Annotated in this window: 14 protein-coding genes; 10 read left to right on the forward strand and 4 right to left on the reverse strand. The window is 67.3% G+C overall.

Features of this window, described 5'->3' with window-relative positions; all coding sequences use genetic code 11:
- Positions 1–47 precede the first annotated feature (47 nt).
- Positions 48–980: an ACP S-malonyltransferase gene (gene fabD, locus AB5S17_RS04215; protein WP_369236489.1), complete on the reverse strand. Its 933-nt coding sequence runs from the start codon at positions 978–980 to the stop codon at positions 48–50.
- Between the two features lie 192 nt (positions 981–1,172).
- On the opposite strand from fabD, the gene AB5S17_RS04220 reads away from it, so the two are divergent.
- From AB5S17_RS04220 to AB5S17_RS04250, 7 genes are all read left to right on the forward strand, one after another.
- Positions 1,173–3,311, forward strand: a complete 2,139-nt coding sequence (locus AB5S17_RS04220) for a putative bifunctional diguanylate cyclase/phosphodiesterase (protein WP_369236491.1) — start codon at positions 1,173–1,175, stop codon at positions 3,309–3,311.
- A gap of 329 nt (positions 3,312–3,640) precedes the next feature.
- Positions 3,641–4,093: a 30S ribosomal protein S6 gene (gene rpsF / locus AB5S17_RS04225; RefSeq protein WP_369236493.1), complete on the forward strand. Its 453-nt coding sequence runs from the start codon at positions 3,641–3,643 to the stop codon at positions 4,091–4,093.
- Positions 4,094–4,099: 6 nt separating this feature from the next.
- Complete coding sequence (rpsR, locus tag AB5S17_RS04230) at positions 4,100–4,348, forward strand: 30S ribosomal protein S18 (RefSeq protein WP_369236495.1); 249 nt, start codon at positions 4,100–4,102, stop codon at positions 4,346–4,348.
- Positions 4,349–4,548: 200 nt separating this feature from the next.
- Entirely contained in the window at positions 4,549–5,577 is a 1,029-nt protein-coding gene (locus tag AB5S17_RS04235; RefSeq protein ID WP_369236497.1) for a hypothetical protein, read from the forward strand.
- A gap of 43 nt (positions 5,578–5,620) precedes the next feature.
- Positions 5,621–6,226, forward strand: a complete 606-nt coding sequence (gene rplI / locus AB5S17_RS04240; RefSeq protein WP_369236499.1) for a 50S ribosomal protein L9 — start codon at positions 5,621–5,623, stop codon at positions 6,224–6,226.
- A gap of 195 nt (positions 6,227–6,421) precedes the next feature.
- The gene (locus AB5S17_RS04245; protein ID WP_369236501.1) at positions 6,422–7,699 is read left to right on the forward strand and encodes a class I SAM-dependent methyltransferase; all 1,278 of its coding nucleotides are present in this window, start codon (positions 6,422–6,424) and stop codon (positions 7,697–7,699) included.
- Between the two features lie 466 nt (positions 7,700–8,165).
- Complete coding sequence (locus tag AB5S17_RS04250) at positions 8,166–9,158, forward strand: DUF1259 domain-containing protein (protein WP_369236503.1); 993 nt, start codon at positions 8,166–8,168, stop codon at positions 9,156–9,158.
- Between the two features lie 221 nt (positions 9,159–9,379).
- Here the strand turns inward: AB5S17_RS04250 and betB are convergent, their stop codons facing one another.
- On the reverse strand, positions 9,380–10,843 hold the full coding sequence (gene betB, locus AB5S17_RS04255) for a betaine-aldehyde dehydrogenase (protein WP_369236505.1): 1,464 nt from the start codon (positions 10,841–10,843) through the stop codon (positions 9,380–9,382).
- 286 nt (positions 10,844–11,129) lie between these two features.
- On the opposite strand from betB, the gene AB5S17_RS04260 reads away from it, so the two are divergent.
- Both AB5S17_RS04260 and AB5S17_RS04265 read left to right on the forward strand, forming a co-directional pair.
- Entirely contained in the window at positions 11,130–11,582 is a 453-nt protein-coding gene (locus tag AB5S17_RS04260) for a glyoxalase superfamily protein (RefSeq protein ID WP_369236507.1), read from the forward strand.
- An 85-nt stretch (positions 11,583–11,667) separates the two neighbouring features.
- A complete protein-coding gene (locus AB5S17_RS04265) occupies positions 11,668–12,042 on the forward strand; it encodes a DUF427 domain-containing protein (RefSeq protein WP_369236509.1) in 375 nt (124 codons plus the stop codon).
- Positions 12,043–12,120: 78 nt separating this feature from the next.
- Here the strand turns inward: AB5S17_RS04265 and AB5S17_RS04270 are convergent, their stop codons facing one another.
- The gene (locus AB5S17_RS04270) at positions 12,121–12,996 is read right to left on the reverse strand and encodes a YfdX family protein (protein ID WP_369236511.1); all 876 of its coding nucleotides are present in this window, start codon (positions 12,994–12,996) and stop codon (positions 12,121–12,123) included.
- Between the two features lie 197 nt (positions 12,997–13,193).
- On the reverse strand, positions 13,194–13,481 hold the full coding sequence (locus tag AB5S17_RS04275) for a SelT/SelW/SelH family protein (protein ID WP_369236513.1): 288 nt from the start codon (positions 13,479–13,481) through the stop codon (positions 13,194–13,196).
- Positions 13,482–13,724: 243 nt separating this feature from the next.
- Between AB5S17_RS04275 and arsC the strand changes: the two genes are divergently transcribed.
- Positions 13,725–14,150, forward strand: coding sequence for an arsenate reductase (glutaredoxin) (gene arsC / locus AB5S17_RS04280; protein ID WP_369236515.1), 426 nt, complete (start codon positions 13,725–13,727; stop codon positions 14,148–14,150).
- Positions 14,151–14,156: the final 6 nt, after the last annotated feature.

A 14,156-nucleotide genomic window follows, 5' to 3' on the forward strand; every position in this document is an offset into this window, starting at 1 on the left:
CTTGTCTCGGCGGCCGCTCCTGCCTCGCAGCCGGGCGGCATCTCATGTCAGCCTTTGGCGAATTCGCGAACGGCGTCCGCGGTTCCGATCGCCACGGCGTCGAGGCGCTTGTCGATCCGGCGGGCGAGCCCGCTCAGGACCTTGCCGCTGCCGACTTCGACCAGCCGCTCGACGCCGGCATTCGCCAGCCACTCGACGCATTCGCGCCAGCGCACCTGGCCGGTCACCTGCCGCACCAGACGCTCGCGGATCTCGTTTGGGTCGCGCGTCGGCGCGGCCGCAACGTTGGAGACGACCGGAACGCGCGGCGCCGCAATCGTGGCGGCGGCAAGCGCCTCCGCCATCCGTTCGGCGGCGGGCTGCATCAGGCTGCAGTGGAACGGCGCGGAGACCGGCAAGGGAATCGCCCGCTTGGCACCGGCGGACGGCGCCAGCGCAACGGCGCGGGCGACGGCAGCCGCAGAGCCCGAGACGACGATCTGGCCGCCGCCATTGTCGTTGGCCGGTTCGCAGACGTCGCCTTCCGCGGCTCTTTCGCAGAGAGCGGCGACGGCTTCGGCATCGAGACCGAGGATCGCCGCCATCGCCCCTTCGCCGGCCGGCACCGCGGCCTGCATGGCGCGTCCGCGCAGCCGCAGGAGCTTTGCGGCATCGGCGACCGAAAAGGCGCCGACTGCCGCCAGGGCCGAATACTCGCCGAGCGAGTGGCCGGCGACATAGGCCGCCTTGTCGATCGCGAAGCCTTCGCTCTCCAGCGCCCGCATCGCGGCGAGCGACACCGCCATCAGCGCCGGCTGGGCGTTCTCCGTCAGCGTCAGACGATCCTCCGGCCCCTCGAAGATCAGCGTCGACAGCTTCTCGCCCAGCGCCTCGTCGACCTCGTCGAAGACCGCACGGCTTTCGGGATAGGCCTCATGAAGCGAACGCCCCATGCCGACCGACTGACTGCCTTGTCCGGGAAAGACCAGCGCGATGCTCATCCGGGCCGTCTCCTCTTTGTCTCTGTCCGGGTTTGCGTCCGCATGGGTCGGTCGCGGTCGGCTGTCAAGCGCCCGACCATGGTCGCGGCTGCTGACTATCGGCATTTGAGACAAATCTGAAGGCGAACCTTTAACTCGATTTCAACCCCAGAACAGCACTCTGAGTCGAGCGAGGGGGCGGGCGGAATTGACATGGACAAGCCGATGGTGATGCGGATGCCGGTCGCCGCGACGGCTTCCGCCGAGATCGCTCCGGACGGATACCCGCCGGACGACGAGCGCGCGATGATGCGCGAGATGCTCGACTTCATGGATCAGGGCGTCATCCTCTACGAGCGGGACGCCGGCGGCGAGGAGACGGTGGCGTTCTTCAACGCCCGGGCGGAGAGCCAGCTGGAGCTGCCGCCGGGGATGCTGCGTCGCGGCCTGATGCGCCGGGAGATCGTGGACTACTGCGAGCGCCGGGGCGATCACCGGAACGAGATCCCGATCGAGGACCACCTCAACCGGATCCTGCGGGGCGAGCAGGCGGAGATCCTCTCCCGCCGCCCCTCCGGACAGTGGGTCCTCGCCCGCTCCATTCCGCGCCGATCCGTCCCGGGTTCGCTCACACTCTACATCAACGTGACCGAGCATATCGTCAGCGCACAGCGCCTGCGCCGAAGCCAGACGCAGTATCGCGCGATCGCCGAGACCGCTCCGCTCGGTTTCGTCCAGCTCGATCCGGCAGGACGCATCCTCTTCGTCAACCCGGCCGCCGCCCGGATGTTCGGTGATCTCGAGCGTGATGTCGATCTGGAAGCCGTGCTGCATCCCGCAACCGGCAGGCCGCTGCGGATCGAGCTCGAACAGTCGGATCGATTCGAGGCGGAACTGCACGTGCCGGGCGGCCACCGCCATCTGATGGTGGCGGTCTCGCGCGACGACGCGTGCGTGGACGCCGATCGCATCATCGCCTTCACCGACATCACGCTCCTGAAGACAGCGCGGCTGCAGGTGGAAAAAATGGCCCGGCACGACCCGCTGACCGGCCTCGGCAACCGCACGCTCCTCAAGGAGAGCTGGGCGGAACTCGAGCCGGCGCCGGGGCGGCCGGTGCGCCAGGGCGTCTTCATCGCCCTCGATCTCGACCACTTCAAGCTGATCAACGACGACTACGGCCACGAGACCGGCGACCGGCTTCTGTGCATGGTGGCGGAGCGCATGCGCGAGACGCTCGGCAAAAAGGGGAGTGCCTTCCGCCTGGGCGGGGACGAGTTCGCCGTCATCCTGGCCGGACGGAGTCGTGCCGAAGGCATTCGGCTGGCCGAGGCGCTCGTCTACAGCCTGTCGAAGCCCTATCGGATCGACGACCGGACGCTGGTGGTCGGCTGTTCGGCGGGCGTCGCCTCTCTGCCGAAGGACGGCGCGACGCCGGAACAGCTGCAGCGGGCCGCCGACGTCGCCCTCTACCAGGTCAAGCGGAACGGCCGGAACGCCGTCGCCTGCTACGATGCGGAACAGGAGGAACAGGCGAACGAGCGTCGCCGGCTCGAGGCCGACCTGACGCTCGCCCTGTCCCGCGAGGCCTTCACCCTGGTCTATCAGCCGCAGTTCGATCTCGGCACCGGCCGGATCAGCGGCATCGAGGCCCTGATTCGGTGGTACAACCGCCGGCTCGGCCGCATGGTGGCGCCGTCGGACTTCATCCCGATCGCCGAGCGGATCGGACTGATTACGCTGATCGACAACTGGGTGATCCGCACCGCGATAGCGCATCTGGCGAAATTCCGCGCCGCGGCGCCCGACTGTCCGGGGCTGTCGATCAACCTTTCGCCGATCTCGCTCGAGCGGCGCGAGATCGTCGCCCGGCTGACGGAGACACTGGAAGCCTACCGGGTGCCGCCGGAACTCCTGGAGATCGAGATCACCGAAGGCATCACGATCAAGCCGGGCGATCCGGTGGTCGAGACGCTGCACGCCATCCAGCAGGCGGGCATCAAGATCGCCATCGACGACTTCGGCGCGGGCCAGACGAGCCTGACGTACATCCGCTCGCTGCCGGTCAACCGGGTGAAGATCGACCGCTCGATCATCGAAGGGGTCGGGAACGACCACACGACGCGGGCGATCGTCGGCTCGATCCACCATCTGTGCATGCGCCTGGGGCTGAAGATGACGGCCGAGGGAATCGAAACCGAAGACCAGTGGCGCGAATTGTGCCGTCTCGGCGCCGTCGACGGCCAGGGCTTCTACCTCGGTCCTCCCGAACCCGGCGAGACACTGTTGGCACGGTTGACCGAAGCGCGCGGCGGAACGCCGCTCCTCTCCCGCACGACCGCTGCCGGCTGATTCCGGGGCGGGACGCCAGGTTTGCAGGCTCCCGCCGTCACGGGCGGTCGCCCCTGAACCCCGTGGCAGCGAGACTCTTGAAATGCGGCGGCGGAACGGGTATGTCCCGCCTCGTCATTGCCCGGTTTCCAGCTGGGGGCTGTACGGAAGGCTGCCGGTTCGCCGGTATCTCGGTGCCGCAAGCGCATCAGCTTCCCGTGTCTCCGCTCTCGACCGATCTCTCAGAGCGCCTTTCCAATCGGCTCCGCATCGCGGAGCCTTCCGGGGAAGTCGCAGAGGCTTAGCCGCTGGATCGGGCAGGACGTGATTGAAACGGAAAGGCGATCAGTATGGCTCTTTACGAGCACGTATTCCTCGCGCGCCAGGACATTTCGAACCAGCAGGTTGACCAGCTGGTGGAAACGTATCGCGGCGTGCTCGAGCAGAACGGCGGCAAGGTCGGCAAGGTCGAGAACTGGGGTCTGAAGACCCTGACCTACCGCATCAAGAAGAACCGCAAGGCCTATTACACGCTCATGAACATCGACGCGCCGTCGGCGGCCGTCGAGGAGATGGAGCGGCAGATGCGGTTCAACGAAGACATCCTGCGCTACATGACCGTCCGCGTCGAGGAGCACGAGGAAGGTCAGTCGGCGATGATGCAGAAGCGCGACGACCGTCCGCGCCGCGGCGATCGCGACCGTGGCGAGCGTTCGGACCGCGGCGATCGTGGTGACCGCGGACCGCGCCGCGATCGCGACGACGATCGTCCCCGCCGCTCGCGCGACAGTGATTCGGAGTAAGCCGCCATGGTCGATATCGCCCAGCTTCCCACCCGCCGGCCGTTCCACCGCCGCCGCAAGTCCGACCCGTTCTCCGGCGGCGATTCGCCGAAGATCGACTACAAGGACATCCGCCTGCTGCAGCGCTACATCTCCGAGCGCGGCAAGATCGTCCCGTCGCGCATCACCGCGGTGTCGCAGAAGAACCAGCGCGCGCTGGCTCGCGCGATCAAGCGCGCCCGCTTCCTCGGCCTGCTGCCCTACGTCATCAAGTAGTGGGGACCGGCGGCGCGATGCCGCCTGCGATCCGAGATGAGATCCTTCACGAGGCGGCGCCACCGGGTGCCGCCTCGTCGACCAGAGGCGGTGCCGCAAGGCGACGCCGGCCCCTTCGCCGAGGCAGCGATCGGGCGCATCTTCAGCCGAGTTGAGGCAAACCGCCTCTCACTGCCAACGAGCAGGACAGCGAACCGAGAATGACCCTGCCGGCCCTCCTCATTGCCGCCGTCTCCGGCGTCGCCAGCGCGCTGCTGTTCGCCGGCCTCGTCATGCAGTCCGGCACCGCCTTCAGCCTGGCTCTCGCCGCGCCGATCCCGATCGCCATCGCCAGCCTCGGCTGGGGGTCCCTCTCCGGCCTGATCTCCGCGCTGGTCTCCGGCCTCTTCATCTATCTTCTGACCGGCTCGGCTTCGAGCGCCCTCCTGCTGTTTGCCGCGATGACCGGTCCGACGGCGGCCGCCGGCTATCTCGCCGGCCTCGCCCGTCCCTCGGCCGCCCCGCAGCCGCCGGCCGCGCCGTCGCCCTGGCCGGCGCGCCAGCCGGTCCACAGCGGCCCGGTTCTCGACTGGTATCCGCTGGAGCGGATCTTCCTGATCCTGGTGCTCCTGGTCGTCGCCGCCTGCCTGTTCCTCGGCTGGCTGCTCGGCTACGACCCCGACACGCTTCGGCCGATGATCGCGGACGCGCTGAGCCAAGGCGGGTCCGGGGCCGAAACGGCCAGCCGGGCCCAGATCGAGGAGATCGCCCGGCTCGTCGTCGGGCTCGTGCCCTTCGTCCAGCCGGCGGTGCTGACGATCACGCTCGTCATCGGGCTTTACCTCGGCGCGGTGATCGTCAGGATCTCCGGCCGGCTGCCGCGGCCGAAGGACGACCTGCCGACGATGGGCCGGCTGCCCGCGGTCTCGCTGGCGGTCTTCGCCCTCGCCCTTGCCGGCTCCTTCTTCGGCGGCACGTTCGGGCTGATCGCCGACGTCTTCGTCGGCGCCTTCGGGGCGGCCTTCATGCTGGTCGGCCTCGCCGCTCTCCACAAGCGCACGCGCGGCCGCCCGGGGCGGGCCATCGTCCTCGTCGTCAGCTATGCGGCAATCCTGCTCTTGTCGTTCCCGGCCTTCGTCTTCCTCCTCGTCGGGATCTACGAGACCTGGAGAGGCCGCACGCCGGCCCCGCCCTCGCCTCCGGCGTCCGCGCCACCGCCTTCATCGCCGGCCTCACCACCGCCGGCCTGATCCTCGCAACCTTCATGAAACTCGACCAAAGGACCTGAAAACCATGGACGTCATCCTTCTCGAACGCATCGCCAAGCTCGGCCAGATGGGCCAGACCGTCAAAGTGCGCGACGGCTATGCCCGCAACTACCTCCTGCCGACCGGCCGCGCCCTGCGCGCCAACGACGCCAACCGCGCCCGCTTCGAGGCGCAGAAGGCGCAGCTGATCCAGCGCAACGAGGAGCGCAAGGCCGACGCGCAGAGCGTGGCGCAGACGCTCGAGGGCAAGACCTTCGTCGTGGTGCGCTCGGCCGGCGAGACCGGCCAGCTCTACGGCTCGGTTTCCACGCGCGACATCGCCGAGATCCTCGCCGGCGAGGGCTACAAGATCGGCCGCAACGAGGTCGAGCTGAACCAGCCGATCAAGGCGATCGGCCTGCACACGGTGGAGATCCGCCTGCATCCGGAAGTCGAGGTCGCAATCCGGCTGAACGTCGCCCGCTCGCCGGACGAGGCCGAGCGCCAGGCGCGCGGCGAGGACCTGACCTCGCTCGAGGCGCTGTACGGTCCGGACGAGGACGAGTACGCCGAAGAAGAGACGGCCGAGGACGCTGCGGTCGAGGAGACCGCCGAGGCCGGGGAAGAGGACGAGGCCGCTCCGACCGCCTGACCGGTGCCCGATCGGTAACGCACCGTTTGTAGGTGCAACTTACAAAAAAAGTGGGCCCCGCCATGGCGGGGCCCTTTTCATGTTCGGCGTCACCATTAAAACTAGTCTCGCAGTGCAACGTATTAACGAGTACCCGGCGGGCCAAAACTGGCCGCCGCGGTCTCTTTGGGCCTTCCGGCCAGGAGATCGTCGCCCATGAACGGCATTTTGAAATTCTATCTCAACAAACTGATCAAGTTTGGCGATTTCTCGATCATCGACGCAGACGGCACCAAGCATCGCTGGGGCGACGGCACCGGTGATCCTGTCGTCCTGCGGATGAACTCCAGGGCAGCGGAGCGGGCGATCGCGCTCAATCCGGGCCTGAAGTTCGGCGAAGAATACATGAACGGCGGCTTCGACATCGTCGAAGGGACGATCTGGGAGGCCCTGGCGCTGATCTTCCAGAACGCCGGCAACCATGCGACCGACGAGGCCTGGATGCGGGCGATCGGCCGGATGCGCCTCGTCTACCGCCGCTGGATCCAGAACAACACGCCGAAGCGCGCGCGCTCCAACGTCCAGCACCACTACGATCTGTCGGCCGAGCTGTACGACCTCTTCCTCGACGTCGACCGGCAGTATTCCTGCGCCTATTTCGAATCGCCGGATGCGACGCTCGACGAGGCGCAGCTCGCCAAGAAGCGGCATATCGCCGCCAAGATGTACATGAATCGGCCGGACCTGACGACGCTCGACATCGGCTGCGGCTGGGGCGGTTTGGGGCTCTACCTCGCCCGCCAGCTCGGCGCCGACGTCACCGGCATCACGCTCTCCGACGAGCAGCTGAAGATCGCCAACCTGCGGGCCAAGGAAGCCGGCCTCGGCGACCGCGCGCGGTTCCGGATCGAGGATTACCGCAACACGCAAGGCCCGTTCGACCGCATCGTGTCGGTCGGCATGTTCGAGCATGTCGGCATCGACTTCTACCAGCAGTTCTTCGACCAGTGCAGCAAGCTCCTCGCCGACGAGGGCGTGATGCTGCTGCACACGATCGGGCGCTGGGACGTCCCCGCGAACACCAATCCCTGGATCGCCAAGTACATCTTCCCGGGCGGATATCTGCCGACCCTGTCGGAGATGATGCAGCGGATCGAGCCGAGCGGCCTGATCGTGTCGGACGTCGAGGTCCTGCGGCTTCACTATGCGGACACGCTGAAGCACTGGCGGCACCGATTCGAAGCCCGCCGCGAAGAGGCGAAGGCGCTCTACGACGAGCGCTTCTGCCGGATGTGGGAGTTCTATCTGGCAGCGTCGGAGACCGCCTTCCGCTGGCAGGATCTCGTCGTCTTCCAGGTGCAGCTGACGAAGAATGTCGAGACGCTGCCGATGACGCGCGACTACATGTTCGAGGCGGAGGCCAAGCTGCGCGAGCGCGACCAGGCCGCGCTGATGGAAAGCGAAGCCTGGCACGAGCGCGTCGCCGCGGAGTGACGGGCCGAGCGGCGGCGCGGTCCCTCCCGCGGCGCCGCGCCACTGCGGACGCTCAAGCGCCGGCCGAGAGGCTTCGCGCGCGATGTCGACACGCCGAGGCCGGCTAGAGCCCTGCCAAGCATTCGGCATCCGGCCTAATCCGGGGATGGTGCTCCGCGGGGCATGCACACCCCGCGGCACTCGTCACTCCCCCCCCTTCGCTGACAGAACCGAACGGGCGCTGCGCGACCGGCTGCATCCTTCGAGGAATCTCGGGGCGCCGTGAGCCGTCGCTGCCGCACGGCGCCGGCCGGGTCAGATGCTTCTCCGCACCGGCCGTCCCCGCTCCTCCGCCGCCCCTCCCCCCTGGAGTCTGTCGATCTCCTGTCACGCCTTGGGCGAGGCATTCCACAGCCGCGACCTCAACGGGAACTGCCACTGCAACGCGCGACTTCCTGTCGCAACCCCAACCCGTTCAGGCAGTCCCATGACATCGAAAGCTCCCACCATCTCCATGACCCGTCGCCATGCCCTGGCGGTCGGCGGCGGACTCATCCTCTCGGCTTCGGCCGCGCCCGCCGTTCTCGCCCAGTCCAGCAAATCCGGAGAGGCGGGCCAATCCGGCGCAAAGGGCGGCGGCGACCTGCCGCAGAAGCGGATGGAGGACATCCTCCAGGCCGACGGCAAGATGAAGAACGGAATCCTCGGATTCGAGGTCGGCCGCAAGGATCTCGACGTGAAGGGGCACGGCATCCCGTTCAAGCCGTCCTGGCAGGTCCTGCACGAGTTCTACTTCCAGTCGATCGGCGGCGGGAAAGCCATCTTCAACGGCGACATGGCCATGGTGGCCGGGGAGTTGAACCCGGTCATCGACGAGATCCTGTCTCATGGCCTCGTCTTTGAGGCCGAGCACCAGCATTTCTACGGCCTGTCCCCGCAGATCTGGCACATCCACCTGCGCGGCCAGGGTGATCCGATCAACCTAGCGGAGGGTGTCGCCGCCGCGATGAAGGCGACCGGCGTACCACTGCCGCAGAAGTCGGAAAAGAACCCGAAGACGCCGCTCGATGCCAAGAAGCTGGGCGAAATCCTCGGCGGCGACGCCGAGGTGAAGGAAGACGGCGTCGTGACGGTGAAGATCCCGCGCAAGGAGCAGATGACGCTCGGCGGCCGGAACATCATCCCGCTCCTGAACGTCGAAACCCATGTCGACTTCCAGCCGCTGGAGGACAAGCCCTCCTCCGGCTCCTTCATCCGCACCGCCGTCGCGCCCGACTTCGCGATGACGACGGACGAGATCGGCCCGCTGATGACCGTCATGCGCAACAACGGCTTCGAGGTTCACTGCCTCTACAACCAGGAGACCGGCGAAAGTCCGCAGCTGTTCTTCTCGCACCAGCTGGCGATCGGCGATCCGGAGAAGCTCGCCCGGATCGTGCGCAAGGGGCTCGACAAGACGAACTCCAAGTTCAAGAGCTGATCGAAGCCACGCCGTCGCGGCGCTTTTCCCTGCCCCGCCGACGTTCGATTGGGCGGCGATCGCCAGGCGGCAACCGTCGGCCTGTCGAGGCGCGTCATCCCGGATCCCGTCCGGGATGACGGACAAAGGCATGCGAAACCGCTGGCGGCCGCCCCGGCAGGGCAAGACGGTCGGCCGGTGTCACGCCGCAGGCGAGCCAGACGGGCAGGCCTTCCGCGGCCTCAATACGGCGCCTCGCTGACGCCCATCTCGACATAGACCGACTTCAGCTGGCTGTAGTGCTCGATCGCCGCGCGGCCGTTCTCGCGGCCGATGCCGGAACGCTTGAAGCCGCCGAAGGGCATCTCGATCGGCGTGAGGTTATAGGCGTTGATCCAGCAGGTGCCGGCCTGCAGCTTCGCCACGACCCGGTGGCCGCGCTGGATGTCGCGGGTATAGACGCCCGCGGCGAGGCCGAATTCGGTGGCGTTGGCGCGGGCGATCGCCTCTTCCTCGCCGTCGAAGTCGAAGACCGACATGACCGGGCCGAAGATTTCCTCGCGCGCGATCCGCATCTCGTCGGCGACGTCGGTGAAGACCGTCGGTTCGACGAACCAGCCCTCGGCGAAGTCGGCGACCTTGGCAGCCCCGCCGCCGCAGGCGAGCGTCGCCCCCTCCTCGCGGCCGATCCGCATGTAGTCCAGCACCTTGTCGTACTGTGCCTTGGAGACGAGCGGACCGAGATTGGTCGACGGCTTCAGCGGGTCGCCGAGCTTGATCGCCTTCGCGCGCTGGACGAGCTTCTCGACGAAGGCCGCGCGCACCGAGCGCTCGACGAAGACGCGGGTGCCGTTCGAGCAGATCTGGCCGGTGGAATAGAAGTTGCCGAGGATCGCGCCGGAGACCGCCGCGTCGAGATCGGCGTCGGCGAAGACGAGGATCGGCGACTTGCCGCCGAGTTCGAGCGTGACGTGCTTGGTGGCCTTCGACGCCGCCTCCATCACCTTCGCGCCCGTCGGCACCGAGCCGGTGACCGAGACCTTGGCGATCTTGGGATGCGAGGCGAGCGCCGCACCGACCGCCCCGAAGCCCTGGACGACGTTGAAGACGCCGTCCGGCACGCCGGCCTCGGAGAGGATCTCGGCGAGCTTCAGCGCCGAGAGCGGCGTCACCTCGGACGGCTTGAAGATCATCGCATTGCCGCAGGCAAGCGCCGGCGCCGCCTTCCAGGAGGCGATCTGGATCGGGTAGTTCCAGGCGCCGATGCCGGCGCAGATGCCGAGCGGCTCGCGGCGCGTATAGGCGAAGGAGCCGCCGAGATCGATGTACTCGCCCTTCAGGTCCGCGGCGAGCGCGCCGAAATATTCCAGGCAATCGGCACCGGAGGCAGCGTCCGCGACCAGCGTCTCGGCGATCGCCTTGCCGGTGTCGAGGGTCTCGAGTTCGGAGAGTTCTTGGTTGCGGTCGCGCATGATAGCGGCGGCGCGCCTGAGGATCCGGCCGCGTTCGGCGCCGGTCATCGCCGCCCAGGCCGCCTGCCCCCTCTCGGCGGCGGCGACCGCCCGATCGATCAGCGCCGGCGTCGCGGCCCGGAGCCTTGCGATCGTCTCGCCCGTCGCCGGATAGAGGCTGTCGAAGGCCTCGCCGGCCTCGTCCTCGACATAGGCGCCGTCGATATAGTTCGATGCGGTGGGTTGCGCGCGCATGGGTCAGCCTCGCCTTCCGTCTTGCCTCTGGCGGGTCTTAGCGGTGCGGACCCGGCTCCGCCACCGCCGGGAAGCTGCTCCTTGCAAAGAAAATCGCCCGTCGCTATCTGAGCAGCCGGGCCGAGGGACCCTGCCGCTCGCGGGCGCAAGCCATGGTGAATTCCCCTTCCGTCATTCCGCCAGCCGATTTCCTTCCGAAGATCGCACGCGGCCGAACGGCAATCGCGAGCCCCGCACCGATGCCGCATGCGCGTTTCCCGAACGGAAAGGCAATGAGATGACCGGCATGACACCCACCACACCCGACATCGCCACGTTGAAGAGCCAGGCGAAGCGCCTGCGCTCCGGCCTCGGCGAGAGCGGGCACGACATCACCCACGGCGCGGCGCTGGAACTCGTCGCCCGCCAGCACGGCTTCCGCGACTGGAACACCGCGCATGCGCTCGCCGAGAAGACCGCGCAGCCGATGCAGGGCCGCGACGTCTCGTCGCTGACCATCGGCTCGGCGGTCTCCGGCCGCTATCTCGGCCATACCTTCAGCGGAAGGCTGGTGGCGCTGCAGGCGCTGTCGGGGAGCGGGCGGTATCGCGCGACGATCCAGTTCGACCAGCCGGTCGACGTCGTCGCTTTCGAGAGCTTCTCCTCGTTCCGGCGCCGCATTACCGCCGTCGTCGACGCTGCCGGGCGGACGCGCGAGAGGACTTCCGACGGGCGTCCGCACCTGGAGCTGTCGCTTTAGGGCGCACTCCTTCGCATGGGGCCCGTCGCCGGCGCGGCGGCGGGCGGTAGATGGATGGTCGGCTTTCATCGAGCAGGAGATATCCATGAGCGACGACCGTGCAGCCCAGATCCGCGAGCGCATCACCATCGAGCCGGCGGGAAGAACCGTCACCGCCACCTTCGAGGGCGCAGCGCTAGCGCGCAGCGACAACGCCCTTCTCCTGAAGGAGCGGGGTCACGACCCGGTCTTCTACATTCCGAAGGCGGATGTGGAGATGGCGCTGCTGACGCCGACCGACCACCACACGACCTGCCCCTGGAAGGGCGAGGCGCGCTACTGGTCGATCAGGGACGGCGCGAAGACGGCTGAGAACGCCGTCTGGGCCTATGACGATCCGCACGAGCATCCGCCGGTCGATCGGATCGCCGGCCACGTCGCCTTCGACAAGCGCTTCGTGCAGGTCACGCAGGCGGACTGACATGAACAACGGCAGGGCGCGTCGGCGCCCTCCCGTTTCCATGGTCAGCCTGTCCCGCAGGCCATCAGGCCCGCGAGATTACTGCGAGCTGGTGCTCGACGTCGTGGTCTGATCAGCGGTGCCGCTCGACTGCGACTGGTCCGAGCCGTTCTGGGCCGACTGGGTCGACTGCCCGTTGTCGCTGCCATTCGACGAGCTGACCTGCGCGTTCGGATTGCCGACGACGCTGATCTGATCCAGCATGATGCCGTCCTCGGCCTTCTTCAGGTCGAGATTGGCCTCGTAATACTTGTTGGCGTTCAGATCCTTGGCGGCCGCTTGGAGCTGGGTCTCGGTCTGGTTCACCGGCGCCAGCGCCATCGTGTAGTTGACGTCGATGCCGGCCAGCTTCAGCGAATCCATGGCGCCCTTGCGGTCGCCGTTCCGCATCGACTGGTTGGCCTTGGCTACCGCCTTCGAGTTCTGCGGCGTCACCAGATAGCCCTTGGCGAGATTGACCTCGGCATCGATCGGGACCCACTTGATCGGCTTCGAGTTGTCCGCGCCGTTCTTCGCCGACTGCGTGCCGTTCTGGCCCTTCATGTCGGCGCTGGCATTGTTCTGGTTGCCCTGGTTCTGCGGCGCGTGGATGTCGGACACCGCCTTCATGAAGCTCGTGCGGTCGTTCTCCGCCTTCTGCCAGGATGCCTCGGCGCTCGAGACGAAGTGCTCGGCGCGCTTGGCCTGCCCGTCGAAGATCGCGAGCCGCGCCAGGCGGATGTCGTGGAACGCGTTGAACCCGGAGCGCGACAGGCGCGTGTAGTCGCGGACCGCCTGCTTCACGGGCTTGGCCTGGGACGAGGCGCTGTTCGTCGTGCCCTGGCTGCTGCTATTGTTGCTCGACGCGGCGAAGGCTGCCGGCGCCAAGGCGGTGGCGGATGCAAGCGTTACGGCGAAGATCATGTTCCTGGTCATGTATATCTCCCATGAGGCCGGGTTCGCGTTGTCGCCCGAAACAGGCGCCATTCCACTTTCGGCCTCGCCTATCAGTACAACTTGGAGACAGGGGCGCGCGTTGCATTACAATCCGCTCATGACCGATCGGTAATTTAGCTGGTGAACCGTCGCTTTCTTCCACTCCCACCGCCGTTTCTGCCAAGCGAAAAGAAGACCTACCGATCGCTATGGCCGAGATTGCGCTCCGGGTCGAGCAGGTCGCGGACGCGTTGCTTCAGGACCTTCGCCTCGGGAAAACCGCCGTCGGCCTTGCGCTCCCAGATTGCCTGACCGTCATAGGTGATCTCGAAGACGCCGCCGGTGCCGGGCAGGAGCGCGACCTCGCCGAGGTCGGTCCAGAAGGTCGACAACAGCTCCTGCGCCATCCAGGCCGCGCGCAGGAGCCACTGGCACTGCGTGCAATAGATGATCGCGATGCGCGGCTTCGGCCGGTCTGCGTCCATTTCCGCTCTTCCCTCACATGAACGTTCCGGAGCCGCCACCGAGGCTCCGATCGAAGACGCAGATATCGCCGATCCGGCGCCCGTCACGTCGATCCCGGCTCTTCGGCGAGAAGCATCGCCTTGCCTGCTTGCCCTCGGCCTCTTCGTCTGGCTCCTTAGCGCCGGCACGCGCGCGCCCTCCGCAGCGCGCCGCGGGCCGGCGAATGCTCCCCTGTCCCACAGTCGCACCCGGAAAGAGCCGAGATGACCGTCACGATCTACCACAACCCCGACTGCGGCACGTCCCGCAACACGCTGGCGATGATCCGCGCCTCCGGCGAGGAGCCGAAGGTGATCGAATACCTGAAGGAGCCGCCCAGCCGCGAGACGCTGATCGAACTCCTCGACATGATGAAGATGAAGCCGCGCGACCTGCTGCGCGAGAAGGGGACGCCCTACAAGGAACTCGGCCTCGACGATCCCAAGCTGAACGACGAGGAGATCCTGCAGGCGATGATGGAGCACCCGATCCTGATCAACCGGCCGATCGTCGTGACCGACAAGGGCGTCCGGCTCTGCCGCCCCTCCGAGAAGGTGCTGGAGATCCTGCCGAACCCGGCTATCGGCGCCTTCACCAAGGAGGACGGCAGCGTCGTTCCGACAAGCGCCGGCGGCGCGGCCGTGGCCTGACGCGCT

The organism is Jiella sp. M17.18, from assembly GCF_041027365.1.
In the GTDB taxonomy this organism is placed as follows: domain Bacteria; phylum Pseudomonadota; class Alphaproteobacteria; order Rhizobiales; family Rhizobiaceae; genus VKMB-3413.

What these genes read in the sequence shown, in the direction of transcription:
- fabD (WP_369236489.1), bottom strand. Translation starts at nt 980, where the DNA reads ATGAGCATCGCGCTGGTCTTTCCCGGACAAGGCAGTCAGTCGGTCGGC.
- AB5S17_RS04220 (WP_369236491.1), top strand. Translation starts at nt 1,173, where the DNA reads ATGGACAAGCCGATGGTGATGCGGATGCCGGTCGCCGCGACGGCTTCC.
- rpsF (WP_369236493.1), top strand. Translation starts at nt 3,641, where the DNA reads ATGGCTCTTTACGAGCACGTATTCCTCGCGCGCCAGGACATTTCGAAC.
- rpsR (WP_369236495.1), top strand. Translation starts at nt 4,100, where the DNA reads ATGGTCGATATCGCCCAGCTTCCCACCCGCCGGCCGTTCCACCGCCGC.
- AB5S17_RS04235 (WP_369236497.1), top strand. Translation starts at nt 4,549, where the DNA reads ATGACCCTGCCGGCCCTCCTCATTGCCGCCGTCTCCGGCGTCGCCAGC.
- rplI (WP_369236499.1), top strand. Translation starts at nt 5,621, where the DNA reads ATGGACGTCATCCTTCTCGAACGCATCGCCAAGCTCGGCCAGATGGGC.
- AB5S17_RS04245 (WP_369236501.1), top strand. Translation starts at nt 6,422, where the DNA reads ATGAACGGCATTTTGAAATTCTATCTCAACAAACTGATCAAGTTTGGC.
- AB5S17_RS04250 (WP_369236503.1), top strand. Translation starts at nt 8,166, where the DNA reads ATGACATCGAAAGCTCCCACCATCTCCATGACCCGTCGCCATGCCCTG.
- betB (WP_369236505.1), bottom strand. Translation starts at nt 10,843, where the DNA reads ATGCGCGCGCAACCCACCGCATCGAACTATATCGACGGCGCCTATGTC.
- AB5S17_RS04260 (WP_369236507.1), top strand. Translation starts at nt 11,130, where the DNA reads ATGACACCCACCACACCCGACATCGCCACGTTGAAGAGCCAGGCGAAG.
- AB5S17_RS04265 (WP_369236509.1), top strand. Translation starts at nt 11,668, where the DNA reads ATGAGCGACGACCGTGCAGCCCAGATCCGCGAGCGCATCACCATCGAG.
- AB5S17_RS04270 (WP_369236511.1), bottom strand. Translation starts at nt 12,996, where the DNA reads ATGACCAGGAACATGATCTTCGCCGTAACGCTTGCATCCGCCACCGCC.
- AB5S17_RS04275 (WP_369236513.1), bottom strand. Translation starts at nt 13,481, where the DNA reads ATGGACGCAGACCGGCCGAAGCCGCGCATCGCGATCATCTATTGCACG.
- arsC (WP_369236515.1), top strand. Translation starts at nt 13,725, where the DNA reads ATGACCGTCACGATCTACCACAACCCCGACTGCGGCACGTCCCGCAAC.